Source organism: Pseudomonas sp. PDM05, assembly GCF_014851685.1.
In the GTDB taxonomy this organism is placed as follows: Bacteria; Pseudomonadota; Gammaproteobacteria; order Pseudomonadales; family Pseudomonadaceae; genus Aquipseudomonas.
Map to the genome: position 1 here is coordinate 129174 of NZ_JACVAC010000012.1, position 23373 is coordinate 152546.

A 23373-nucleotide genomic window follows, 5' to 3' on the forward strand; every position below is an offset into this window, starting at 1 on the left:
TGTCAGCTGCCTTTGAGGCAAGTGCTCATGAAGGTCTTGCGCGCATCGCCAGTCAGCGTCTTGGTCTTCGCCGAGGCATTGCAGTCTTTCATCTTCTGCTGCTGCGGCGTCAGGGTCTTGGCGTCATTGGCCGCCGGGGCCGACAGGCAGGTTTTCATGAACGCCTTGCGCTCGTCACCCTTGAGGGTCTTGGTGGTGGCTTCGGCGTTGCAAGTGGTCATCTTGTTTTGCTGGGCCGTGGCGGCAAAGCCCTGGGAACACAGCAGCAGGCCCATCATCAACAACGGAATTCGCAGCATCTTCATGGAGTTTTCTCCCTGTTACCGTACCGAGGGGCACGGCCTACCCTGCAGTGTAGTCAAACCCTGTTACATCTTCACCCACCACGAATCGTGGTCCGCCGGTACTGCTCCGGGGTGCAACCGGCGTGGCGTTGGAACATCGCAATAAAGGCCGAGGCAGTGCTGTAGCCCAGGTCGAAGGCCACGTGTTGCACGCTGTGTTCGCTGTTTAGCGCCTCGATAGCCGCAAGGTAGCGCAGACGCTGGCGCCATTCGCCAAAGCTCATGCCCAACTCGCGCACGAACTGGCGCGCCAGGGTGCGTTCGCTGACGTGCACTTGCGCCGCCCAGTGGGCCAGCGGGCGGTTGTCGCCGGGGTCGGCCTGCATGCCTTCGAGCACACCGAGCAGGCCGGGATGGCGGGCGTAGGGCAAGAAACAATTGTGGATCGGCGCCTGCTTGAGTTGGTCCACCAGCACCTGGGCCAGGCGGGTGTCGGCTTCGCTCTGCGGGATGTTCACGTCGCGCCGGGCGAAGTCGCTGAGGATCGCCTTGAGGATGTCGCTGATCGCCAGGGTGCAGGGTTGCTGCGGCAGTTGCGCGCAGAGCGCCGGAGCCAGCCCCACCGAGTGGTAGACAATCGCCTCGGCGTTGTAAGAACTGTGCTCGGTGTGCGGCGGCACCCACACCGCGTACTGCGGTGGCGACATAAAGCGATTGCCGGCCACCTCCATGCGCATCACGCCGCTGGCGGAGTAATCCAGCGAGCCCCAGCCGTGCCGGTGCGGGGTGCATTCGGTATCGGGGGCAAAATCCGAATAGCGGAAGTACACCGGGCTCGGCAGTTGGGGGAAATCCGGGAGGCGTACGTTGTGCTTGGCCATGTTGTCTGGATACATCAGTCATTTGTCCGGATCGCAGTATAGGCTGCGATCCAGACAAGGGATAATCGCCCCTCATCAACACACCTGGTTTCTTTCAATGCAATACGCGTATCCCCTGCTGGCCATCTTCATTTGGGCCGGCAACACCGTGGTCAACAAGTTGGCCGTGGGTTCGATCTTTCCCTCGGAGATCGGCTTTTACCGCTGGCTGCTGGCGGCGCTGCTGTTTACCCCCTTCATGCTCAAGCCGGTGCTCGCCCACTGGGCGCAGATCCGCCCGAGCCTGGGCAAGATCGGCATCCTTGGCGTGCTGGGCATGGCGGTGTACCAAAGCCTGGCGTACTACGCCGCGTCGCTGACCACGGCGACCAACATGGGCATCATCCTGTCGCTGATGCCACTGATGGCGCTCACCGCGGCGATCATCAGCCTCGGCCAGCGCCTGACCTACGGCGCGCTCACGGGAGCCGTGCTGTCGTTTGCCGGGGTGGTCGTGGTGGTGTCGTCCGGCAGTCTCGGTGCGTTGCTGCAGCATGGGGTCAACCTGGGCGATGCGATGATGCTGGTCGCTACCCTGGCCTACGCGGTCTACAGCACCTTGCTGAAAAAATGGCAACTGCGCCTGCCGCCACTGGTGTTGCTGTACTTGCAGGTGCTGGTGGCGGTGGTGGTGCTGTTTCCGCTGTTCGTGTTCTCGGAAAAGGCCGGGCTGGGCTGGGCGAATATTCCGCTGGTGTTGTACGCCTGCCTACTGGCTTCGATGCTGGCGCCGCTGGCGTGGATGCACTCGGTGAAGACCCTGGGGCCAAGCCGAACCACGCTGTTTTTCAATTTGCTGCCGTTGATCACGGCGCTGATTGCGGCGGTGGTGCTGAAGGAAGAGTTGGCGCTGTATCACTTGGTGGGGGGCTTGCTGACACTGGGCGGGGTGGTTTTGTCGGAGCGCTGGACCACGCCGGTCAGAGCGGCCTGAACGCGATCAACATGTGGAGCGGGCTTGTGTGGGAGCGGGCTTGCTCGCGAATACGGTGTAACAGTCGCCAGATTTGCTGCCGACCCGCCGCTTTCGCGAGCAAGCCCACAATTGGACCGAGTCAACTGTTTAGACTCCGGCGGCCTTGAGCCTTTGGGCATGTTCGGTAAACAACCGGATCGGCTCGGCCCCCTTGCCCACCAGGCCCAGGGACTGGTTGACGATGTCAAAGTGGTCCAACGGAAAGTCATCACCGATCACCAGCCCCAGGTGTGAACTGTAGCGCCCGACCATGCCGTCGCACTGGCCCTTCTCACGGACAAAGCTGCGGGCGAACAGGCGACAGCTGCGGTTCGTGCCATCGAGCAGGTTGCGGCCGCGGTCGGTGATACCCGGCTGCAAGGTGCCGGACCACGAGTAATAACGCACCCCGTTGACCACCTCATCACCCTGCCCGCCCCAGGTCTGGGGCAACCCTTGCGGGTACTGACGATTGAACAGCGCCACCCCCGCGCTGGTCAGGGAATGGTGGGAGGCCTGTAAATCCGCCTTGAAGCGCGGCCCGCGATAGCCGGTTTCCAGCACACCCATTACCCACGCCGCCAGATGAAACAGGGCGCTGATGATCCGCCCTTTCACGCCGTCGATGGGGTAATGAACCTGGATATGGTCGGCCAGTTCCGAGCCATGGTTCGGCCCGGCCACCGAGGTCACCGAGGCCACCCATTCCGGACGCTGGGCCGCGGCATAACGGGCGGTCAACGAGCCCTGGCTATGACCGATCAGGTTGACCTTGTCGGCGCCGGTCTCCCGGCGGATACGCTCGATCTGCACCAGCAACTGCTCGCCGCGCACCTCGCTGGAGTCCAGCGGCGCCACTTGCACCGCAAACACCTGCGCGCCACCCGCGCGCAATGCCGGGACGATGCCGTACCAGTACGGGAACCAGCCCAAACGCACAAACCCAAGCATGCCGGGCACCAGGACCATGGGGTAACGCGTGGCTAACGACTGCGGCATGGTGCGAACGTCCTCGAACCTGATCACTTGAGCGCCAGCCTAACCCGGCCTCAAGTCGGGCTGATGACGCACGGGGTAAATCCGATAAAACTTTTTGCTTGGTCCGGGACTCACAACTTCGAGCGATCACGCCGACAGAGCGTGGCGCAAAACCGGATTAGCACCAGGAGATTGAGATGACTGAAGCACACCTGACAGACGTTGCAACCCTGCGCAGCCGCGCGCGCCAAAACGTCGAAAATGGCGCCGTGACCGAAGGGTACGACGCCGACCGCGAAGAAATCATCCGCCTGCTCAACGCGTCGCTGGCCACGGAGCTGGTCTGCGTGCTGCGCTACAAGCGTCATTACTTCATGGCCAGCGGCCTCAAGGCCTCCGTCGCCGCCGATGAGTTCCTCGAACACGCCACCCAGGAAGCCGAACACGCCGACAAACTCGCCGAGCGCATTGTGCAGTTGGGCGGTGAGCCGGAGTTCAACCCGGACCTGCTGTCGAAGAACTCCCACGCGCAGTACGTGGCCGGCAAGGACCTGAAGGAAATGGTCTACGAAGATCTGGTAGCAGAACGGATTGCGGTGGACAGCTACCGCGAGATCATTCAGTACATCGGTGATAAAGACCCGACCACACGCCGGATCTTCGAAGACATCCTGGCCCAGGAAGAAGAACACGCCGATGACATGGCGGATATTCTGCAAGGTCTCTAACAGGCAATACCTAACAGTGTGGGAGCGGGCTTGCCCGCGAATGCGGTGTATCAGTCAACTTACATGTGGCTGGCACACTGCATTCGCGAGCAAGCCCGCTCCCACATTTTTTGACTCGGTTTGTTCGTTAGCCCTTCACCGTTTTCGGTGCCTTGCCCTCTTTCATCTGCTGCAACAACGGCGCGCACTGGTTCGGCACATCGCCGCTGGGTGCCACCAGCGCCAGCAAGCCGGCCGCCGGGGCAACGATCACGCCCAAAGCCACCATGCCCGCGCCGCGCAGCATCAGTGGGACCGCCTTCACGCCAGCGTTGGGCTTGATGAACGGCCCGTTGACGTACAGCGGTGAGCGCAGGGAGAACAGGCGAAAGCCCTTGGATTCCGGGGTGATGATCAGGTCCAGTTGCTCGGTGGCCATGTTGGCGGTGCCATCGATGTAGATGATCGCGTTCTCGGTATCGAACACAAACAAGCGCGTGGTCGCCAGGCCGTTCTTGACACCGAAGTCCGCCGCGGCGCAGTTGATCTTCACTTCCTTGTCGCCGAACAGGCGGCCGACCACGTAGTTACCGACGTTGAGTCCGGCAATTTCCATCAGGCCACGGCTGATCGCGCCGTCGTTGATCAGCATCTTCAGGTCACCGTTGGAACTGCCCAGCAGCGCCGCTACGGAGTTGCCGCGCCCGGCGATATCGGCGTCGCCGTTGAGTTCGCCGAAGCTGGTTTTCATCGGTTCGAAGGTCGGGAACAGTTGCTTGAGCTTGAAGTTGCGTGCCGTGAGTTTGGCGCGGCCTTCCATGGGCGTGATGCGCCCGTTCAGGCGGATCTGCGCGTCGAGCTTGCCGCCAGCCACGCCGAAGCGCAGGGGTTCGAGGCTGAGTTGGCCGTCGTTGAGCAACACGTGGGTGTAGAGGTCGGTGAAGGGCAATTCGGCGCTGTGCACGATGCGTTTGCCGGTGAATTCCACGTCGGCATCCATGTCGCGCCAGCGTTCGGTGCGGAACTCTTCCACCGGCAGCACTTTGGTCGCCGGCTGTTTGCTTTCGCCGCCACGGGCCTTTTGCTTGGCGTTGGAGTCGGCGCCGATCAGCGGTGCGAGGTCGGTCATCAGCAGTTGGTTGGACACCAGCGCGCCACTGAGCTTGGGGCGTGGCTGGCTGGCGACGTAGGCGAGGTTGCCGTGGATGTCGCTGTTGCCGATCTTGCCGTTGAAGTTGTCGTAGCTGAATGATGCGCCGCTGGCCTCGTGCAGCTTGGCGATCAGGCGGCCGTCGGTGGAGTAGGCCGGCGAATCCGGCAGGGTCACGCCGGTCAGCGGGTAGAGGTTGCCGAGGCTGGCGCCGGCGAGTTTAAGACGCAGGTCAAGGGCGCCGAGGTTGAGCGGGTCGGTCAGGGTGCCGGCCAGGGCGATGCTGGTGTCAGCGATCTTGACCTGGGCTTGCAGCGGGAATGGCTTGGCCGCGTCCTGCAAGGCGAGCAGGCCGCCGATCTTGCCGGTGCCGTCGAGTTTCTGGCCGTGGTACTGGCCTTTGACCTTGAGCGCGAACGCGTAGTCCTGGGGCGCCGAGCCTTTTTCCAGGGCCTTCTTCGCATCGGCGTCGCCGACGATTTCGCCGAAGGGGATGGGTTTGCCCAGGGGATCGATGATCACGTCGAGTTGGGTCTTGAGGGTTTGGTCGTCGAGGGTCACGTGGCCCTTGTCGAAGCCGATGGCGCCGATGTCGACCACCCAGTTGGAGGGCTCGGCGTTGGGGTCTTTAGGGTCGAACTTGAAAGTCCAGTTGGCGCGGCCGTCGGCCAGGCGCTGCAACTCGGCGCTCGGCTCGGTGAGATCGATACGCGGGATCACCACGCGCTGCACCAGCAAGGCCAGGGGCGAGATGCGCAGCTCGACCTTTTTGAGGCTGACCATCTGCGGTTTTTTTGACCAGTCGGGGTTGCCGAGGCTCAGGTCTTCGGCGATCAGGTGCGGCCACGGCACCCAGGCGCGCCAGCCGCCTTCATCGGGTTCACGCGCCCACACCACTGCCAGGTTGCCGTTGATGGCGAACGGGCGGTGCAGTTCTTCGGAGACCTTGGCGTTGATCTGCGGCTTGATGCGGTTCCAGTCGAAGAACACCAGCATCAACACCGCCACGGCGATTAATAGAACGAAGCTGGTACAGCTCCAAGCGACGATTTTGCGCGTGCGCGTCATTGCACAGGACTCCTGAATACGACCGGCTGGGTGACAGCCGTTTAAGACAGCTTATAGGACTACGACTGGCAAACCGCGCGGGGGTTTAACCGGATCGACCATTTGCCAGGAAAAAGGCGTTTTTCTGACCATCTCGACAGATTTATCCCTACGTCGGCGCACCATTGTTACCCGTGCACGTGTCGAAAATACCCACCCCGGTGCAAAACCGCGGGCTTGAGAGGTGCGGTCTAGAGCCATCCCTTGGAACAATCAATTCTGTTGATTATTACCATTGTGTTTATGAACTTTTATATCGAGTTATCAAGAGTAGCATTAGCCCTGTACCCACTTTATCGCCCTCCCAAGGAGCAACCCATCATGAAACGCCAAGTACTCGCTACCGTCCTGTTGTCCGTCCTGGCTTCCAGCGCTTTCGCCCTGCCAGCTGCCGAACAGGCCATCCCACAGAACAAAGCACAAGCCGTCCAGTCCAGCCAGACCCTGGCTCGCAGCGGCTCGCAAGAAGAAGAAAACCGTGACTACGCCAAAGGCATTGCTGAAGGCGGTGCTGAACAAGCCAACGACCGTGCTTACACCCAAGGTGTTGCCGAAGGTGGTGCTGAACAAGCCAACGACCGTGCCTACACCCAAGGCGTCGCTGAAGGTGGTGCTGAACAAGCCAACGATCGCGCTTACGCCCAAGGTCTTGCCGAAGGTGGTGCTGATCGCCTGAAAGAACTGCACGAAGCCCAGAGCTAAGCCCGTGGTGGCCGAGAAAAAAGCCCGATCTGTCGATCGGGCTTTTGCTTTCCTGTAGACCGCATCACGCAGTACCCCGCCAAGTTCGACGCCAACAGAGCTGGTTTGCTAGAGTGCGTCGCTGTACTTGCCGACTAAGCCCGCCCGCCATGCTGCCCCGCGCCGAACAGAAGCAACAGACCCGCCTCGCCCTGATGGACGCTGCTCGCCATCTGATGGAGTGTGGCCGTGGGTTCGGCAGCCTGAGCCTGCGTGAAGTGGCCAAGACCGCCGGCATCGTCCCCACAGGTTTCTATCGCCACTTTGCCGACATGGACCAGCTTGGACTCGTGTTGGTCAGTGAAGTCGGCCAGACCTTTCGCGCCACCATTCGCCTGGTGCGCCACAACGAATTCGTGATGGGCGGCATTATCGATGCTTCGGTGCGCATCTTCCTGGATGTGGTCGCCGCCAACCGTTCGCAATTTTTGTTTCTCGCCCGCGAGCAATACGGCGGCTGCCTGGCCGTGCGCCAGGCCATTGGCGCCTTGCGTGAAGACATCACCCGCGACCTGGCCGCCGACCTGACATTGATGCCCAAGCTGCAACACCTGGACGGCGAAGGCTTGCATGTGATGGCCGACCTGATCGTCAAAAGTGTGTTCGCCACCCTCCCCGACATCATCGACCCGCCCGCCCAGGCCCTGCCTGCGCACCTCACGCCCCAGGCGAAAATCACCCAACAGCTGCGCTTTATCTTTATCGGCCTCAAGCATTGGCAAGGGCTGGGCAGCACCGAGTAACGCGGTCACCCCGCCGAGTGGAAACGCTTGGCAGTCGTGTAGTTCCTGTTCCAGTAGTTGTTGCTCAGCGAGTCGATGCGCACGGTCTTGCCGGTGCGCGGCGAATGGATGAACTTGCCCTCACCGATATACAGACCCACATGGCTGACCTGGCCACGCCCGTTGCCGCTGAAGAACACCGCATCGCCGGGCTTCAAGGCATTGCGCGGGATAGTCGCGGCCGTCGAACGGTGCATCGCCGCCGTGGTGCGCGGCAGCTGGATATTCGCTTCGGTCTTGAACAGGTAGACCAGGAAACTGCTGCAGTCGAAGCCCTGCGTCACTGAGTTTCCGCCGTATTTATAGGGCGTTCCCAACAGCGCGTGGGCACGGTCGACCACATTGTTGATGTCAGCCTTGCTGAACACAGGGCGGGGCTGGAAATTGGCTGACGCGGTGGAGACGGAAAAAGACAGGCCGATAAAAACCAGACACAAAAATGACTTGATCATGATGAACGTCGCAGTGGATTAAACACGGCGCGAAGCCTAATCAATCACCCTGCAACACCCTGAACGGCGAATCCCCAAGCCATGTAGGAAAAATCCCAAAACGCCCGCAACAAGTGCGCTAGAGCAATCCATGCACCACATCGGCGCACACCAAAAATCCCACCGCGCCCTGTTTCGTGGCGCCATCGTGCCTGCCTACAGGCAATTCCTACTCGCTACCGGGGTTGGCAAGCCCCTTGCTCTAGCACTGTCATCGCTCATTGCTGGAAGCCTTCTGATGCTGGTGATCCACCGCCGAATCGCCCCCCAAGCCCTCTGGGCCGCCGAGTTGCTGCTGAATTTCGAAGCCCGCAGCAAAAGTCGCCTGCGCTGTTTCAGTGCCGACGGTGAAGACGTCGGCCTTTTTCTGGAGCGCGGTCAGCCACCGCTGCACGACGGCGAATTCCTACAGGCTGAAGACGGACGCGTCGTACGCGTCTGCGCCCGTCCTGAACAACTGCTGCATGTCACCTGCAGCAGTGCCTTTGAACTGACCCGCGCCGCCTATCACCTGGGCAACCGCCATGTGGCACTGCAAGTCGGCGATGGCTGGTTGCGCTTGCTTGATGACTACGTACTCAAGGCCATGCTCGAACAACTGGGGGCCAGCACCGCGACCATCGAAGCGCCGTTCCAACCGGAACATGGCGCCTACGGCGGCGGCCATCACCACTCACGGCATGGCGACGAAGATTTCAACTACCCGCCCAAGCTGCACCAGTTCGGCGTGCGGCTATGAACCCAGCCTGGGCGCTGCTGCGTCTGGCCAGCCCGCAATTGCCGATTGGTGGCTACAGCTATTCCCAGGGCCTGGAGATGGCCGTGGACAACGGCCGGGTGCATGACGCGGGCAGCGCCAGGCGCTGGATCAGTGACCAGTTGCTGCTCAACCTGGCACGCTTCGAAGCACCGCTGCTGCTCGCCCATTGCCACGCCGCGGCACAGGAGAATTGGCCAATGCTGGCAACCCTGTGTGAAGAGCACCGCGCCAGCCGTGAGACCCGCGAGTTGCATCAAGAAAGCCGGCAGATGGGTTATTCGCTGCAACAACTGCTCAACGGCTTGCCTGAACTGGACGACAGCGCGCGCGCCTTCCTTGAACAACGTGCCGAACCCCATCTCGCCCTGGGCTGGGCCCTCGCCGCCCGCGCCTGGGCCATCAGCCCCGCCGACGCCCTCGCCGCCTGGCTGTGGAGCTGGCTGGAAAACCAGTTGGCCGTGCTGATGAAGACCCTCCCCCTGGGTCAACAAGCCGCCCAACGCCTGACCAGCGAACTGCTGCCGTTGCTGCAACAAGCCCAGCAGGACGCCACCCACATCGACCCCAACCATATCGGCAGCGCCGCGTTCGGCCTGTCCCTGGCGTGCATGGCTCACGAGCGCCAGTACAGCCGCCTGTTCCGTTCCTAGGAGAAGCACACCATGAACACACAACCTCTGCGCGTCGGCATCGGCGGCCCGGTAGGTTCCGGCAAGACCGCCCTGACCCTCGCCCTGTGCCTGGCGCTGCGCGATCGCTACAACCTGGCCGTGGTCACCAACGACATCTATACCCGCGAAGACGCCGATTTCCTGGTGCGCAACCAGGCCCTCGCGCCCGAGCGCATCATTGGTGTGGAAACCGGCGGCTGCCCGCACACCGCAATCCGCGAAGATGCATCGATCAACCTCGAAGCGGTCGACCAACTCAACCGCCGCTTTCCCGGCCTGGACCTGATCCTGGTGGAGTCCGGCGGCGACAACCTGTCGGCCACCTTCAGCCCGGAGCTGTCGGACCTGACCATCTACGTGATCGATGTGTCCGCCGGCGACAAGCTGCCGCGCAAGGGTGGGCCGGGTATTTGCAAGTCCGACCTGCTGGTGATCAACAAGATCGACCTGGCGCCGCTGGTCGGCGCGTCGCTGGAGTTGATGAACAGCGACACCACGCGCATGCGCAACGGCAAACCCTTTGTGTTCAGCAACCAGAAAACCGGTGTGGGCCTGGAAGAAATCGTCGCCTTCATCGAACGCCAAGGCTTGCTGACCGCTGCCTGATAAACCACAAGGAGCCTGTTTATGAGCCTCAAGAAACTCTTCACCGCCGCCGCATTGCTGCTGGCCCCCGCCCTCGCCTTCGCCCATCCGGGGCATGGTGACAACGGCTTGATCGCCGGGATCAGCCACCCGCTGGGCGGCCTCGATCATTTGCTGGCGATGGTGGCGGTCGGTCTGTGGGCCGCGCAACAGCAAGGCGCGGCCCGCTGGGCACTGCCGTGCACCTTTGTCGGCACCATGTTGCTCGGTGGCGTGCTGGGCTTTGAAGGCATGCAATTGCCAGCGATGGAAAGCGGGATTGCCGCTTCGGTGCTGGCCCTGGGCCTGGCGGTAGCGTTGGCGGTGCGGCCGCCGTTGTTCATGGCCGTCGGTGCAACAGCCTTGTTCGCCTTGTTTCATGGCGTAGCGCACGGTTTGGAGCTGCCGGACATGTCCAGCCCGTGGGCGTATGCGGCCGGGTTTGTCGGGGCGACGGCAGTGTTGCATGCGGCCGGGTATTGCGTGGTGCGCTTCCTGCCGGCGGCGGCTGCGCCGTTGGTGCGGATTGCCGGTGCGGCTTCGGCGGCGACGGGGGCCTGGTTGTTGGCGGGCTGATTCGCGGCGTTGATTCGGGCCTCTTCGCGAGCAAGCCCGCTCCCACATTTAACTGCGTTCTACCTTTGAAATGCGCTCGAATGTGGGGGCGGGCTTGCTCGCGAAGGCGGCGGCACAAACAACAGATAACCCAAGCCTGCTACCATGCGCGCCTACACCCCTGCCGTGACGACGCCAGCCAATGCCCACCGCTCCAAGCTCCGCCCTGAATGCCGTGCTCAATCACTTCCACACCTTGATCGTGCCGCTCTGGCAAGGCCCAGGCTGGAATGCCGACCTCGCGCTGCCCTATGAAGCGCTGGACGCCCATCACCAGCCGCTGCCTCCGCAGCGCTACCGGGCCATGGCGTGCGCCCGGCAGTTGTACCTGTTTGCCAGCCTGATCGGCGAACCCGGCGCAGCATTTGCCGAAGAGCGCGCGGCGGCGTTGTTCCGCTCTCTGCAACGGCATTTCCACGACGCCGAGCACGGCGGTTGGTTCTACAGCATCGACCCGGCCGGGCAGCCACTGGACAAGCGCAAAGACCTCTACACCCACGCCTTCATTATTTTTGCCTGCGCCCACTACTGGGCCAAGGTGCGCGAGCCGTTGGTGGAATCGGTGCTCAACGCCGCCCTGGCAGTGGTAGCCCAGCGCTTTTCCAGCGGCGACGGCCTCTACGAAGCGGTACTGGAGCGCAACTGGTCGTCCCTCAAATCCGGCCCGCTGCAAAACCCGTTGATGCACCTGGCCGAAGGTTTCCTCGCCACCCTCGCGGTGCGTGAAGACGCCGATGTGCAAGCCGCATTGCTGGGGTTGGCGACGGCCATGCAGCAGCGCTTCATCGACCGCCAGCATGGCGTGATGCTGGAGAAACCGCTGGGTGCTGTGGATAACTGGTTTGAACCGGGCCACCAGTTCGAGTGGTTCTTCTTGCTGGAATCGTCGGACGTCCTGCGCGGTACGCCGTTGCATGCCTCGTTGACGCGGGCATTTGCCTACGCCGAGCTCAAGGGTGTGGATAACTTGAGTGGTGCTGTCAGCGGCATGCTGGCCCTCGATGGCAGCGTGCGTGACGGGACCCAGCGCATCTGGGCCCAGGCGGAATACCTGCGGGCACTGACATTACGGCCGGGTAGCGAGGCGGTGTTGCAGCGGCAATTGCTGGCGCTGCAACAGCACTTTTTGCATAGCAATGGCTGGAATGAATGCCTGGATGCCCAGGGTGTGGTGAGTCGGCGGGATATGCCGTCGACTACGCCGTATCACTTGGCGACTTGCTATCAGGGCCTGATCCAGCATCTGGGCTGATCTTCAGGGCCTCTTTGCGAGCAAGCCCGCGCCCACATTTAACTGCGCTCTAGCGTTGAAATGCAGTCGAATGTGCGAGCGGGCTTGCTCGCGAAAGCTTCATCCCGGTCTACCTGCCCCTCACGCAATCCACTTGCGATCCCCGGTAAAACTGATGGTCAACCAGCGCGCCGCATCCGGTTTGCCGAGCCCTGTGGATATTTCTTCGCGCAGCCCATCCAGGGTCGCCACGTTATCCACCGGGTAATCCGCCGGCAACACCACATGAATCTCGATAAACCGTGCCCGCCCGTGCTTTTGCACGTAGGACACGTAATCGGCGAAACCATGCTTGGCCTGCGCCGTGTTCATCACTTCGCGCACCTTGTCGTCCAACTGGTCCGGGGCGATCCCCAGCACCTCGCGCAATGCCGGGCGCAGGATCTTGAACGCCGGCGCCAGCATGCTCAGGGCCAGCAGGATCAGGATCAGCGGGTCGACATACATCGCCCACTCATCGTAACCCTGGGACTTGAGCAACAACGCCACCAGGAAGCTGATCAGCAAGCCGATCGAGAGCATGGCGTCCACTAGCCAACTGATGTTGTCAAACTGGATCAGCGACGATTTCAGCGTGCGATTGCGATACCGCACATAGAAGAAGTAGGCGAATTCCAGCACGGTAAATACCGCCGCGTAGATGATTACCAGCCCCAACTCGATCTCGCGCCCGCCATTGATAATGCCGAACACACCGTTGAGGAACGCGTAGATGGCGATCAGCAACAGGAAGCTGCCTTCGATCAACAGCACCATAGGCTCCAGGTGCCAATAGCCGAACTGGAAGCGTTCGTTGCTTTTCTTGGCGATCAGCTTGGCCGTGATCAGCATCAGCACCTTGATGGCGGTGGCGATCAGCGAGAAAAAGCCGTCGAACAGAATGGACTGGGCGCCGGATACTACACCCGTGACAATCCCGGCGATCGCGACTGCGAACATCAGGATAGTCGATTGTTTGAGCAGTGCCTGCTCACCTCGGTTACTCACATTTCCTCCCGTCAAAACCTTGAATCCACAGAGTGCGGAGGGGTTTTACCGGGTGGAGTGTACCTTATGTCGCATTTTGGCCGATTTGACGCCTTCGCGAGCAAGCCCGCTCCCACACTTGACCGCATTTCAAGGATGTACTCGGTCAACCTGTGGGAGCGGGCTTGCTCGCGAAGCAGGCGGCGCGGTTTAAAGCCTTACTTGGCCCCACGCTCAATGGCAAACCCAGCCCAGGTCTGGCTCACTGGCATCAGTTCCAGGCGGTTGATGTTCACATGCGCTGGAGTGTTCATCACCCAGAAGATGGTGTCGGCAATATCCTGCGGCTGGATCGGCTCGGCACCCGCGTACGTCGCGTCATACCGCGCCTGATCGCCACCAAAGCGCACCAGCGAAAACTCGCTTTCACACAGGCCTGGCTCGATGTTGGTCACACGCACGCCGGTGCCTTGCAGGTCGCATCGCAGGTTCAGCGAGAACTGCTTCACGAACGCCTTGGAGCCGCCATACACATGGCTGCCCGGGTACGGGTAGTTGCCGGCGATGGAACCGAGGTTGATGATCCCGGCACCACGGCCGTGGGCGATCAGACGCGGCAGCAGCAGGTTGGTGGTGGTCAGCAGGCCCTTGATGTTGGTGTCGACCATGGTCTCCCAATCGTCGAGGTCGCACTTGGGCGCAGGGTCGGTGCCCACGGCCAGCCCGGCGTTGTTGATCAGCCCGCGCAGCTTGGCGAACGACGGCGGCAGGTTGGCGATCGCCTCTTCCATGCCCTTGCGGTCACGCACATCCACTACCAGGCCGTGCACTTCGGTCTGCTCTGACAGCTCTTGCACCAATGCATTCAAGCGGTCGGCGCGACGGCCGGTGAGCACCAGTTTCCAGCCGGCTTGGGCAAAACGACGGGCACAGGCCTCGCCGAAACCTGAGGTTGCGCCAGTAATAAACAGCGTGTCGGACATGGTGTTCTCCTTGCGGGCATCGGGAAAAAAGTTGCCAGCAGAATGCCCGTACGCCGCCGCGGCGGCAACCGTTAAGCACACAACTCGATACACGCCTGATCAATTTTTAACCATGTCTAGCAAAGCCTTTTAAACCGTGGCTTACAGCCATATGCGCGCAGGTTATCCACAGCTGCGCCCACAGTCTCTGGGGGCAAGTCCAAAACAGCCCAAGCCGCTGTATGCGTGGCTTTCAGAGGGTTTTAGAAAGTTTTTTGCTTGACCTCTGCGAGGGCGTATGTAGGCCCACTGCCAGCGGGGAAATTCGAACGATGGCTCCAGGCCAGTCATTCCGGCCTCTGCGGCGGTCTTTCCAGAGTTTAGTCACAGACTTATCCACAGGCCTGACGGACATAAATCAGTCATATACCTGTGTCTATAAACAGGTTGACAAAGCCCTCGACAGGCCGCGAAAAAGTCCTTGATCAAAAAACGACCATCGCGCTACAAGCCACGGTTTTAAAGGCCTTCAGCAGAGTACTACCACGTTACCCACAGCCGGTTCCACAGTAGGTGGGGACAAGTCAAAACTGTGACAAAACAGGGATTTGCGGCGGCTATATGTCGCGCTTTGGAGGGGAGCCAGATTTGTTTTCCACAATTTGGTATCGGCCTTATGAACACCGTAAAACAAATGTGGGAGCGGGCTTGCTCGCGAAGGCGGTGGATCAGTTTCAGATGTTCTGACTGACACACCGCTTTCGCGAGCAAGCCCGCTCCCACAGGGGCCTGCGTCAAACTTCAGGTCAGTGCCCGCCGAGATAGGCGTTGCGCACTTCCTCGTTCACCAGCAGCTCTTTACCCGTGCCTGTCAGGCGAATCTCGCCGTTGACCATCACATACGCCCGATCCGACAAGCGCAGCGCATGGTTGGCGTTCTGCTCCACCAGGAAGATGGTCATCCCGGTAGACGCCAGCTCGCGCAACGTCGAGAAGATCTGCTTCACCACAATCGGCGCCAGGCCCAGACTCGGCTCGTCCAGCAGCAACAGCTTGGGCCGGCTCATCAGCGCGCGGGCGATGGCGAGCATTTGCTGCTCGCCGCCGGACATGGTCATGGCCCGCTGGTTACGCCGTTCCTTGAGCCGTGGGAACAACTCGAACATGCGCTGCATGTCTTCCTGGGCGTATTTGTCGCCAATCGGGATGGTGCCCATCAGCAGGTTTTCCTCGACGGTCATGTCGGGGAACACCCGCCGCCCTTCCGGCGACTGCGCGATGCCGTTGGAGGCGATGTAGTGGGACGACTTGTGGGTAATATCGACGCCGTTGTACAGAATCTGCCCCGACTCGGCCCTTGGTTGGCCGAAGATCGACATCAGCAGCGTGGATTTACCCGCGCCGTTGGAGCCGATCAGGCTGACGGTTTCGCCTTCGTTGATGTGCAGCGAGACTTTTTTCAAGGCCTGGATCGGGCCATAGAACACGTCCAGGTCCTTCATTTCGAGGATAGGTCCGCTCATACCAACTCCTCTTCGTCGGCGCCCAGGTAGGCGGCAATCACTTTCGGGTCGTTGCGGATCGCATCCGGGCCGCCTTCGGCGATCACGTTGCCGTGGTCAAGCACCACGATGTGGTCGGAAATACTCATCACCATGCCCATGTCGTGTTCGATCAGCACCACCGTAAGGTCGTGTTCGTCGCGCAACAGGCGAATCATCGCGCTGAGGGCTTCGGTTTCCTGGGGGTTGAGGCCAGCAGCCGGTTCGTCGAGACAGATGATCTGCGGCCGCGTGCACATGGCGCGGGCGATTTCCAGGCGCCGTTGTTGGCCGTAGGAAAGTTCGCCAGCGAGGCGGTTGGCGCAGTCCACCAGGTCCACCACCTCCAGCCAGTAGAAGGCGTGGTCGAGGGCGTCGCTTTCGGCCTTGCGGTAGCCTTTGGTGTTGAGGATGCCCGCGAGCATATTGCGGTTGACCCACATGTGCTGGGCCACCAGCAGGTTTTCCACCACCGACATTTCCTTGAACAGGCGAATGTTCTGGAAGGTCCGCGCCAGGCCAGCGCGGTTCACCAGATGGGTGCCGCCGAACATCTTGTAGAACACCCGGCTGAAAAAGCTTTTGGGCGACACGAAGTCGGTGGGCTGGAAGCGCTCGCCGAGCAGTTGGATCACGTTGGTGCGCTTGCCGCGCACGTTGAGTTCGATCTTGCCGCCGCTGGCTTTGTAAAAGCCGGTGAGGCAGTTGAACACCGTGGTCTTGCCCGCTCCGTTGGGGCCGATCAGGGCGAAGATCGAGTTGCGTTCGACCTTGAGGCTCACATCGCTCAAAGCCTTGATGCCACCGAAGTGCATCATCAAATGTTCCACAGAGAGGACGACTTCCTTGCTCATGGCGCTACCCCCTTGCGTGGTGTCACACCGGTCCGGCTGATGCGGATCAACCCGCGCGGTCGCCAGATCATCATCACCACCATCAACACACCAAACAGCAGCACGCGGTATTCGGAGAAGCTGCGCAGCAGTTCCGGCGCAACCGTCAGCACGAACGCGGCGATCACCACGCCCACCGTCGAGCCCATGCCACCCAACACCACGATGGCCAGGATCAGCGCCGACTCGAAGAAGGTGAACGACGACGGGTTGACGAAGCCTTGGTAACTGGCGAAGAACACCCCGGCAAGACCTGCGGTGGAGGCACCGATGGTGAACGCCGAGAGCTTGACCAGCACGTGGTTCAGGCCCATGGAACGGCAGGCGATTTCATCTTCGCGCAGGGCTTCCCAGGCACGCCCGACCGGCATGCGGGTCAGGCGGTGCTTGATGTACAGCACGGCCAGCACCACCAGGAACAGCACGATGTAGATGAACATGAACTTGATGTTGGGGTTGTAATCGATGCCGAAGAACTCGTGGAACGGAATCCCGCCGTCCTTCGCCTTGCGCCCGAACTCCAGGCCAAGGAAGGTCGGCGACGGCACCGGCATGCCGTTCGGGCCGCCAGTGAACGACAGCCAGTTGTTCAGCACCAACCGGATGATTTCACCAAAGCCCAGGGTCACGATGGCGAGGTAGTCGCCGTGCATTCGCAACACCGGGAAGCCGAGTATGCAGCCGGCCAAAGCCGCCGCGATGGCCGCCAGTGGCAGTACCGTCCAGAAACCCAGGCCGAGGTATTGATACCCCAGGGCCAGGCCGTAGGCGCCAATGGCGTAGAACGCCACGTAACCCAGGTCAAGCAGGCCGGCCAGGCCAACCACGATGTTCAGCCCAAGGCCGAGCAATACGTAGATCAGCCCGAGGATCACCACGGTCAGCAGGTATTTGTTGGCGAAGATCGGGAACACGATGGCAATCACGATCAGTGCCGGGATGATCCAGCGCAACCGCGACTTGTAGTCCGGCGCCAGCACATGCACACCCGAACCGCTGCTCTCGAAACCTTGCAGGACCTTGAGGCCCTTGGGCGTTTGCAGGAACAGGCTCAGGGCAAACCGGCCGACCATCACGATGGCGACCAACGTGGCCACGCGGGCCGGTTCCAGGTTGAAGCTATAGCCGTCGAGGACTACGCCGACGATCGGGCCGAACACGACCAGGGAAATAAGCCCGGCAAGGATCGTATCGACCACACTTTTCTTGATATCGATGGGTTTGGCAGCAGACATGTTTACACCTTAGCCACGAGTGGGCGACCCAGCAGGCCCTGGGGACGGAAAATCAGAATCACCACCAGCAGGGAGAAACTGAACACGTCTTTGTAGTCAGAGTTGATCAACCCCGAGAACAGCGACTCGGAGATGCCGAGGATGATCCCGCCGAGCATCGCCCCAGGCAGGGAGCCGATGCCGCCGAGAACCGCAGCGGTGAACGCCTTGATGCCGATGATGAAGCCGGCATAGAAGTCGAAGGTGCCGTAGTTGAGGGTAATGAGCACACCGGCGAGGGCGGCCATGGCGGCCCCGATGACAAACACGTAGGAAATCACGCGGTCGGTGTTGATGCCGAGGATCGAAGCCATCTTGCGGTCTTGCTGGGTGGCGCGGCACATGCGGCCGAGCTTGGTGTACTTGATCACGTAGGTCAGCAGGGCCATGCCCGCGAAGGCGGCGACCAGGATGAAGACCTTGGTGTACGTCAACTGCACGAAACCGGTGCCGATGTCGACACGCCAGGCCCCGGCCAGCAAGGTGGGAATCCCTTGTTGCTTGGCGCCCTGGGCGATCTGTGCGTAGTTCTGCAGGATCAGGGAGATACCGATGGCGCTGATCAGCGGGGCCAAGCGGGTGGAGTTGCGCAGCGGTTTGTAGGCGACACGCTCGATGACCCAACCGTACACGCCGGTGACGACCACGGTGAAGATCAAGGTGCCGAGAATGAGCAGCGGGAAGGATTCAATGCCGAAGTAGGCCAGCAGGGCCAGAGTGATCGCCGCGAGGTAAGCGGAAATCATATAAACCTCGCCGTGGGCGAAGTTGATCATGCCGATGATGCCGTAGACCATTGTGTAGCCGATGGCGATCAGGCCGTAGACCGACCCGAGGGTCAGGCCGTTGACCAGTTGCTGCAGGAAAATACCATCCATAACGCAATCTCACGCGGTGAGCACCTGCACACCTGTGGGTGTGCGGCGCTTCTGGAGGAAAAGACAGATCTTGATCACAACACAGTCCCCCTGTGGGAGCGGGCTTGCTCGCGAAGGCGGGGTGTCAGAAACACATTCAGAGACTGACACGCCGCATTCGCGAGCAAGCCCGCTCCCACATTAGGTCCGCGGTGTTTGTACTTACTTCTGTTTTTCCAGCTGATGGTATTTACCGTCTTTATCCCACTGGTAAACCACGTAGTCGGAGATTTTCAGGTCGCCCTTGCCGTCCCATTCCTTTTTGCCCATGACGGTCTGGACCGGGTTGGCCTTGAGCCATTTGGCCGCGTCTTCGCCCTTGTTGGACTTGGCGCCGTTGAAGCCGGCAGCCAGGGCCTGGACCGAGGCGTAGGCGTACAGGGTGTAGCCTTCAGGCTCGGTGCCGTTTTTGCGGAACTCTTCCACCACGGCCTTGCTGTCCGGCAGCAGGCGCGGGTCGGCGCCGAAGGTCATGTAGACGCCGTCGACGTATTGCTTGCCGCCAGCGGTGGCGACCAGTTCGTCGGTGACGATGCCGTCATCGGACATGAACTTGACGTCTTTCAGGCCGGCTTCACGGATCTGGCGAACCAGTGGACCGGCTTCCGGGTGCAGGCCGCCGAAGTACACGACGTCGGCGCCCAGGGAACGGATCTTGGTGACCAGGGCGCTGAAGTCTTTCTCGCCACGGGTCAGGCCTTCTTCCAGCACCGGCTTGACGCCACGCTTGGTCAACTGGGCAGCGGTGGCATCGGCCAGGCCTTTGCCATAGGTGTCCTTGTCGTTGATCACCGCGACTTTCTTGCCCTTGAGTACGTCGACGATGTAGTCGCCGGCGACGATGCCTTGCTGGTCGTCACGCCCGCACATACGGAACATGGCACCCAGGCCGCGCTCGGTGACTTGCGGGTTGGTGGAGCCAGGGGTGATGGCGATGATGCCCGCTTCGTCGTAGACCTCGGACGCCGGGATGGTGTTGGACGAGCAGAAGTGCCCGACCACGCCGATGACTTTGTCCTGATCGGCCAGGCGGTTGGCCACGGCTACGGCCTGCTTGGGCTCGCAAGCGTCGTCGCCGGCCACCAGGACGATTTTCTCGCCATTGATGCCACCAGCCTTGTTGATGGTATCGGCCGCCGCCTGGGCACCCTTCATGTACTGCTCACCGAAAGCGGCGTTGGCACCCGTCATGGGCCCCGCTACGCCAATCTTCACATCAGCTTGAACAAACGTAGAAACACCCAGGGCCGCTGCAACGGCGAGGGCAAGAAAACCTTTCTTGTAAAACGTCTGGGACATGAGTGGTGCTCCGATATTTTTGATTTTTGGCACTACAACTTGCGTTCAAACTTTCCACTGAAAGCCCAGAGCAAAGCGCGTGCCAGTAGGTTTTTATTCTTCAAAAAGACACGGTGTCATTGGAATTACAGGCGTTTCGGCTCCGTTCGTCAGGACGTGCAACCCTCTAGGATCAATAGGTGCAACCAATGAGCGAAAAAAGTACAACCCTGGCAGGTCGCACCTGCAACCAGGCCTATAAACGACAGTACCTACAGCTGTAACAGGCTGCGTAACGGAACTGCACATTTACAGTGCGCGACTGCTACGACTTGCACCAATACAGATTAGTAGCCTGCTAAGAAAATGCGGGCTTCTGAGCGGTATTTCGCTGATCAGATCACGATCCGCAGACATTGCCCGGCGTGATACAGCGAGAATCCAGCCTCATACAAGCAACTGCGCAGGCCCACCCCGGCCAGCGGCTGCATGGGTGCAAACGGGATCGGTAAGGCCTGGGGATTCTGGTGACATAGATAGTCGGCGAACGCTTTGCCGACCACACTGCCGGTGGTCACGCCACGCCCGTTATAGCCGGTAACGGCCACCAGCCCCGGCGCCGGTTCGAACAGGCGCATCAAGTGGTCGGGAGTGAAGGCGATGCAGCCGGTCCAGGTGTACTCCCACTGCACCGATTTGAGGTACGGGAAGTAATGCTGCTGCACCCGATCGGCCCACGCCTTGAGAAACCAGGCGGGTTTCTGGTTGCCATTGCCCAGGCTGCCAAGGAGCAGGCGGCCATCGGCGTCACGGCGGATGCTGCTCAGTACTTGGCGAGTGTCCCACGAGCCCTGGCCACCGGGAAGGATCTGTTGGGCAGCGGCATCCGTCAGTGGCGCCGAAGCGACCTGATAGTAGTAGCCGGGGAAGAAATTGCGCCGCAGTTCGGTCCATTCGCCTTCGGTGTAGGCGTTGGAGGCGATCACCACTTGGCTGGCCTGCACCGAGCCCTGGACGGTCTGCACCGACCAGTGCGCACCCTGGCGTTCCAGCTGCGTGACCGGTGAATGATCGAACAACTGCCCGCCCAAGCCGACGGCAGCATTCGCCAGACCACAGGTGTAGGCCATCGGGTTCAAGGTGCCGGCGCGCCGGTCGAGCAAGGCAGCGGCGATTTTCTGCGTGCCGGTGGCCTGCTCACAGGCCTGGCCGGTGAGCAGCTCCACCGGCGCACCACGGCGCTTCCATTGTTCTTCGCGGCTGCGCAAATCCGCCTCGCCCCGGGCGTTGTGCGCCATGTGCAAGGTGCCCTCGCGGCGCAATTGGCAATCGATGTTGTACTTGTCGATCAGGCTGAACACCAGTGCCGGCGCCGCACCCAGCATGCGATTGAGCTGGCTGCCGACCGCTTCGCCAAAACCGGCTTCGATGTCATCCGGCGGGATCCACAGCCCGGCGTTGACCAGCCCGACATTGCGCCCCGAACCACCGTGGCCGGTGCGATGGGCCTCCAGCACGGCGACGCTTTTACCTTGTTCCAGCAAGTGAATGGCCGCTGACAAACCGGTGATCCCGGCGCCGATCACGCACACATCCACCTTGACCTCGCCCTTGAGCGCGGCGCGGTCTGGCCGGCTGGGGGTGAGGTGTTCCCACAAACATGTTTCGCGTAATGCCATTGCCAGACTCCGATGAGACCCAACAAACCACTCAATTCAGTTTCGACTTGGTAATCCAATCAAATGTGGGAGCGGCGGTGCGACGATTCGACTTGCTCGCGAATGCGGTGGATCAGCTGTAAATCTATTGACTGACACGCTGCATTCGCGAGCAAGCCCGCTCCCACATTTTCAACCGCGTTCCGACAGTGTTTTAGTCGAAGGTAATGCCCTGGGCCAGCGGCAGTTCCAGCGAGTAGTTCACGGTATTGGTCTGGCGACGCATATACCCGCGCCATGCATCCGAACCCGACTCACGCCCGCCGCCCGTCTCTTTCTCCCCGCCAAACGCGCCGCCGATCTCCGCGCCGCTCGGGCCGATGTTGACGTTGGCGATGCCACAGTCACTGCCCACCGCCGACATGAACTGCTCGGCCTCGCGCACGTCCGTGGTGAAGATGCACGACGACAAGCCTTGCGGCACCGCATTGTTCAGGCGCAAGGCTTCGGCGAAATCGGTGTAGCCGACCACGTACAGGATCGGCGCGAAGGTTTCGGTGCACACCACGTCGCTTTGCTCGGGCATTTCCACGATGGCCGGCGACACGTAGTAGGCATTCGGGAAGGTGTCTTCCAACTGCCGCTTGCCGCCGAACACCTTGCCGCCTTCGCTCAAGGCTTGCGCCAGGGCATCCTGCATATTGTCGAAGCCGTGCTTGTCGATCAGCGGGCCGATCAGGTTGCCTTCCAGCGGGTGGCCGATGCGCACCTTGGAATAGGCGGCCTTGAGGCGGGTGACGATTTCTTCCTTGACCGATTCGTGAGCAATCAACCGGCGCAAGGTGGTGCAGCGCTGGCCGGCAGTGCCGACAGCGCTGAACAGGATCGCGCGCACGGCCATGTCGAGGTCGGCGCTGGGGCCGAGGATCATCGCGTTGTTGCCGCCCAACTCAAGGATGCTGCGGGCAAAGCGCGCGGCGACTTTGGGCGCCACTTCGCGGCCCATGCGCGTGCTGCCGGTGGCGCTGATCAGGGCGACACGCGGGTCATCCACCAACGCGGCGCCGGCATCGCGACCGCCGATGATCACTTGGCTGAGGTACGGCGGCGCATCGTTGAAGTTCTTCACCACGCGCTCGAACAACGCCTGGCAGGCCAGGGCGGTGAGCGGGGTCTTTTCCGACGGTTTCCAGATCACCGCGTTGCCGCACACCAGCGCCAGGGCGGTGTTCCACGCCCACACCGCGACCGGGAAGTTGAAGGCACTGATCACGCCGACCACACCCAGCGGGTGCCAGGTTTCGCGCATATGGTGGCCAGGACGCTCAGAGGCGATGGTCAAGCCGTAGAGCTGGCGGGACAGGCCGACGGCGAAGTCGCAGATGTCGATCATCTCCTGCACTTCACCCAAGCCTTCCTGGGTGATCTTGCCGGCTTCCCAGGAGACCAACTCGCCGAGGTCGGCCTTGTATTCGCGCAGCACCTCGCCAAATTGGCGCACCAGCTCACCGCGACGCGGCGCCGGCACTTTGCGCCAGGCCTCGAATGCATGCTCGGCGCGACTGACCTGTTGCTCCACCTCGGCGGCACCTTCCCAGTGCACACTGCCGATACGGCTGCCATCAATCGGCGAATGCACGGGTTGTTTCCCCGCCTGGTACAGCGCCGGGTTTACCCCGAGACGATCAAGCAATGCGGCAACCATGGGTCACTCCTTCAGTCTGCAGACCTAAAAATTCGCGCCGCGAGGAACACGACGATCCAGAGCTTATTTGTAGCTGGCGCAAGACTTGCCAACAAACGACGAT

At 61.3% G+C, this 23373-nt stretch carries 23 protein-coding genes; 9 read left to right on the forward strand and 14 right to left on the reverse strand.

Annotation, left to right across the window (positions count from 1 at the left end):
- Positions 1-2 precede the first annotated feature (2 nt).
- Positions 3-305 (reverse strand): PsiF family protein, encoded by a 303-nt coding sequence (locus tag IB241_RS21570; protein WP_192300228.1) that lies wholly within the window; start codon positions 303-305, stop codon positions 3-5.
- A gap of 71 nt (positions 306-376) precedes the next feature.
- On the reverse strand, positions 377-1165 hold the full coding sequence (locus IB241_RS21575; RefSeq protein WP_192300286.1) for an AraC family transcriptional regulator: 789 nt from the start codon (positions 1163-1165) through the stop codon (positions 377-379).
- Positions 1166-1262: 97 nt separating this feature from the next.
- Between IB241_RS21575 and IB241_RS21580 the strand changes: the two genes are divergently transcribed.
- Positions 1263-2138 (forward strand): DMT family transporter, encoded by an 876-nt coding sequence (locus IB241_RS21580; protein WP_192300229.1) that lies wholly within the window; start codon positions 1263-1265, stop codon positions 2136-2138.
- A 129-nt stretch (positions 2139-2267) separates the two neighbouring features.
- Here the strand turns inward: IB241_RS21580 and IB241_RS21585 are convergent, their stop codons facing one another.
- Positions 2268-3158 (reverse strand): esterase/lipase family protein, encoded by an 891-nt coding sequence (locus IB241_RS21585; protein ID WP_192300230.1) that lies wholly within the window; start codon positions 3156-3158, stop codon positions 2268-2270.
- Positions 3159-3334: 176 nt separating this feature from the next.
- On the opposite strand from IB241_RS21585, the gene IB241_RS21590 reads away from it, so the two are divergent.
- Positions 3335-3865, forward strand: a complete 531-nt coding sequence (locus IB241_RS21590) for a ferritin-like domain-containing protein (protein ID WP_192300231.1) — start codon at positions 3335-3337, stop codon at positions 3863-3865.
- A gap of 127 nt (positions 3866-3992) precedes the next feature.
- Here IB241_RS21590 and IB241_RS21595 read toward each other — a convergent pair whose 3' ends face one another.
- Entirely contained in the window at positions 3993-6062 is a 2070-nt protein-coding gene (locus IB241_RS21595) for an AsmA family protein (protein ID WP_192300232.1), read from the reverse strand.
- 360 nt (positions 6063-6422) lie between these two features.
- Here IB241_RS21595 and IB241_RS21600 point away from each other — a divergent pair, with 360 nt between their 5' ends.
- A complete protein-coding gene (locus IB241_RS21600) occupies positions 6423-6803 on the forward strand; it encodes a hypothetical protein (protein ID WP_192300233.1) in 381 nt (126 codons plus the stop codon).
- Positions 6804-6952: 149 nt separating this feature from the next.
- Complete coding sequence (locus IB241_RS21605; protein ID WP_192300234.1) at positions 6953-7585, forward strand: TetR family transcriptional regulator; 633 nt, start codon at positions 6953-6955, stop codon at positions 7583-7585.
- 5 nt (positions 7586-7590) lie between these two features.
- On the opposite strand, the gene IB241_RS21610 is transcribed toward IB241_RS21605, so the two are convergent.
- Positions 7591-8076 (reverse strand): C40 family peptidase, encoded by a 486-nt coding sequence (locus tag IB241_RS21610; RefSeq protein ID WP_192300235.1) that lies wholly within the window; start codon positions 8074-8076, stop codon positions 7591-7593.
- A 277-nt stretch (positions 8077-8353) separates the two neighbouring features.
- Between IB241_RS21610 and ureE the strand changes: the two genes are divergently transcribed.
- From ureE to IB241_RS21635, 5 genes are all read left to right on the forward strand, one after another.
- Positions 8354-8854 carry an urease accessory protein UreE gene (gene ureE, locus IB241_RS21615; protein ID WP_192300236.1) on the forward strand — a complete coding sequence of 167 codons (501 nt, stop codon included), beginning with the start codon at positions 8354-8356 and terminating at the stop codon, positions 8852-8854.
- Entirely contained in the window at positions 8851-9525 is a 675-nt protein-coding gene (locus tag IB241_RS21620) for an urease accessory protein UreF (protein WP_192300237.1), read from the forward strand. Before ureE ends, IB241_RS21620 begins: the two co-directional genes overlap by 4 nt.
- A gap of 12 nt (positions 9526-9537) precedes the next feature.
- Positions 9538-10152 carry an urease accessory protein UreG gene (gene ureG / locus IB241_RS21625; RefSeq protein WP_017737493.1) on the forward strand — a complete coding sequence of 205 codons (615 nt, stop codon included), beginning with the start codon at positions 9538-9540 and terminating at the stop codon, positions 10150-10152.
- Between the two features lie 21 nt (positions 10153-10173).
- Positions 10174-10746 (forward strand): HupE/UreJ family protein, encoded by a 573-nt coding sequence (locus tag IB241_RS21630; protein WP_192300238.1) that lies wholly within the window; start codon positions 10174-10176, stop codon positions 10744-10746.
- A gap of 181 nt (positions 10747-10927) precedes the next feature.
- Positions 10928-12037, forward strand: a complete 1110-nt coding sequence (locus tag IB241_RS21635; RefSeq protein ID WP_192300239.1) for an AGE family epimerase/isomerase — start codon at positions 10928-10930, stop codon at positions 12035-12037.
- A 120-nt stretch (positions 12038-12157) separates the two neighbouring features.
- Here IB241_RS21635 and IB241_RS21640 read toward each other — a convergent pair whose 3' ends face one another.
- The 9 genes from IB241_RS21640 to IB241_RS21680 form a co-directional block, all read right to left on the reverse strand.
- Positions 12158-13063: a cation diffusion facilitator family transporter gene (locus IB241_RS21640; RefSeq protein ID WP_192300240.1), complete on the reverse strand. Its 906-nt coding sequence runs from the start codon at positions 13061-13063 to the stop codon at positions 12158-12160.
- 197 nt (positions 13064-13260) lie between these two features.
- Positions 13261-14025: an SDR family oxidoreductase gene (locus IB241_RS21645; RefSeq protein ID WP_192300241.1), complete on the reverse strand. Its 765-nt coding sequence runs from the start codon at positions 14023-14025 to the stop codon at positions 13261-13263.
- Between the two features lie 785 nt (positions 14026-14810).
- Positions 14811-15527 carry an ABC transporter ATP-binding protein gene (locus tag IB241_RS21650; protein WP_192300242.1) on the reverse strand — a complete coding sequence of 239 codons (717 nt, stop codon included), beginning with the start codon at positions 15525-15527 and terminating at the stop codon, positions 14811-14813.
- Entirely contained in the window at positions 15524-16399 is an 876-nt protein-coding gene (locus IB241_RS21655; protein ID WP_192300243.1) for an ABC transporter ATP-binding protein, read from the reverse strand. The genes IB241_RS21650 and IB241_RS21655 overlap by 4 nt, the downstream gene beginning before the upstream one ends.
- On the reverse strand, positions 16396-17673 hold the full coding sequence (gene livM, locus IB241_RS21660; protein ID WP_192300244.1) for a high-affinity branched-chain amino acid ABC transporter permease LivM: 1278 nt from the start codon (positions 17671-17673) through the stop codon (positions 16396-16398). Before livM ends, IB241_RS21655 begins: the two co-directional genes overlap by 4 nt.
- Positions 17674-17675: 2 nt before the next feature.
- Positions 17676-18590: an ABC transporter permease subunit gene (locus IB241_RS21665; RefSeq protein ID WP_192300245.1), complete on the reverse strand. Its 915-nt coding sequence runs from the start codon at positions 18588-18590 to the stop codon at positions 17676-17678.
- Positions 18591-18791: 201 nt separating this feature from the next.
- The gene (locus tag IB241_RS21670; RefSeq protein ID WP_192300246.1) at positions 18792-19928 is read right to left on the reverse strand and encodes a branched-chain amino acid ABC transporter substrate-binding protein; all 1137 of its coding nucleotides are present in this window, start codon (positions 19926-19928) and stop codon (positions 18792-18794) included.
- Between the two features lie 374 nt (positions 19929-20302).
- A complete protein-coding gene (locus tag IB241_RS21675) occupies positions 20303-21586 on the reverse strand; it encodes an NAD(P)/FAD-dependent oxidoreductase (RefSeq protein WP_192300247.1) in 1284 nt (427 codons plus the stop codon).
- A gap of 193 nt (positions 21587-21779) precedes the next feature.
- Positions 21780-23270, reverse strand: a complete 1491-nt coding sequence (locus tag IB241_RS21680; protein ID WP_192300248.1) for an aldehyde dehydrogenase family protein — start codon at positions 23268-23270, stop codon at positions 21780-21782.
- Positions 23271-23373: the final 103 nt, after the last annotated feature.

What these genes read in the sequence shown, in the direction of transcription:
- IB241_RS21570 (WP_192300228.1), bottom strand. Translation starts at nt 305, where the DNA reads ATGAAGATGCTGCGAATTCCGTTGTTGATGATGGGCCTGCTGCTGTGT.
- IB241_RS21575 (WP_192300286.1), bottom strand. Translation starts at nt 1,165, where the DNA reads ATGGCCAAGCACAACGTACGCCTCCCGGATTTCCCCCAACTGCCGAGC.
- IB241_RS21580 (WP_192300229.1), top strand. Translation starts at nt 1,263, where the DNA reads ATGCAATACGCGTATCCCCTGCTGGCCATCTTCATTTGGGCCGGCAAC.
- IB241_RS21585 (WP_192300230.1), bottom strand. Translation starts at nt 3,158, where the DNA reads ATGCCGCAGTCGTTAGCCACGCGTTACCCCATGGTCCTGGTGCCCGGC.
- IB241_RS21590 (WP_192300231.1), top strand. Translation starts at nt 3,335, where the DNA reads ATGACTGAAGCACACCTGACAGACGTTGCAACCCTGCGCAGCCGCGCG.
- IB241_RS21595 (WP_192300232.1), bottom strand. Translation starts at nt 6,062, where the DNA reads ATGACGCGCACGCGCAAAATCGTCGCTTGGAGCTGTACCAGCTTCGTT.
- IB241_RS21600 (WP_192300233.1), top strand. Translation starts at nt 6,423, where the DNA reads ATGAAACGCCAAGTACTCGCTACCGTCCTGTTGTCCGTCCTGGCTTCC.
- IB241_RS21605 (WP_192300234.1), top strand. Translation starts at nt 6,953, where the DNA reads ATGCTGCCCCGCGCCGAACAGAAGCAACAGACCCGCCTCGCCCTGATG.
- IB241_RS21610 (WP_192300235.1), bottom strand. Translation starts at nt 8,076, where the DNA reads ATGATCAAGTCATTTTTGTGTCTGGTTTTTATCGGCCTGTCTTTTTCC.
- ureE (WP_192300236.1), top strand. Translation starts at nt 8,354, where the DNA reads ATGCTGGTGATCCACCGCCGAATCGCCCCCCAAGCCCTCTGGGCCGCC.
- IB241_RS21620 (WP_192300237.1), top strand. Translation starts at nt 8,851, where the DNA reads ATGAACCCAGCCTGGGCGCTGCTGCGTCTGGCCAGCCCGCAATTGCCG.
- ureG (WP_017737493.1), top strand. Translation starts at nt 9,538, where the DNA reads ATGAACACACAACCTCTGCGCGTCGGCATCGGCGGCCCGGTAGGTTCC.
- IB241_RS21630 (WP_192300238.1), top strand. Translation starts at nt 10,174, where the DNA reads ATGAGCCTCAAGAAACTCTTCACCGCCGCCGCATTGCTGCTGGCCCCC.
- IB241_RS21635 (WP_192300239.1), top strand. Translation starts at nt 10,928, where the DNA reads ATGCCCACCGCTCCAAGCTCCGCCCTGAATGCCGTGCTCAATCACTTC.
- IB241_RS21645 (WP_192300241.1), bottom strand. Translation starts at nt 14,025, where the DNA reads ATGTCCGACACGCTGTTTATTACTGGCGCAACCTCAGGTTTCGGCGAG.
- IB241_RS21650 (WP_192300242.1), bottom strand. Translation starts at nt 15,527, where the DNA reads ATGAGCGGACCTATCCTCGAAATGAAGGACCTGGACGTGTTCTATGGC.
- IB241_RS21655 (WP_192300243.1), bottom strand. Translation starts at nt 16,399, where the DNA reads ATGAGCAAGGAAGTCGTCCTCTCTGTGGAACATTTGATGATGCACTTC.
- livM (WP_192300244.1), bottom strand. Translation starts at nt 17,673, where the DNA reads ATGTCTGCTGCCAAACCCATCGATATCAAGAAAAGTGTGGTCGATACG.
- IB241_RS21665 (WP_192300245.1), bottom strand. Translation starts at nt 18,590, where the DNA reads ATGGATGGTATTTTCCTGCAGCAACTGGTCAACGGCCTGACCCTCGGG.
- IB241_RS21670 (WP_192300246.1), bottom strand. Translation starts at nt 19,928, where the DNA reads ATGTCCCAGACGTTTTACAAGAAAGGTTTTCTTGCCCTCGCCGTTGCA.
- IB241_RS21675 (WP_192300247.1), bottom strand. Translation starts at nt 21,586, where the DNA reads ATGGCATTACGCGAAACATGTTTGTGGGAACACCTCACCCCCAGCCGG.
- IB241_RS21680 (WP_192300248.1), bottom strand. Translation starts at nt 23,270, where the DNA reads ATGGTTGCCGCATTGCTTGATCGTCTCGGGGTAAACCCGGCGCTGTAC.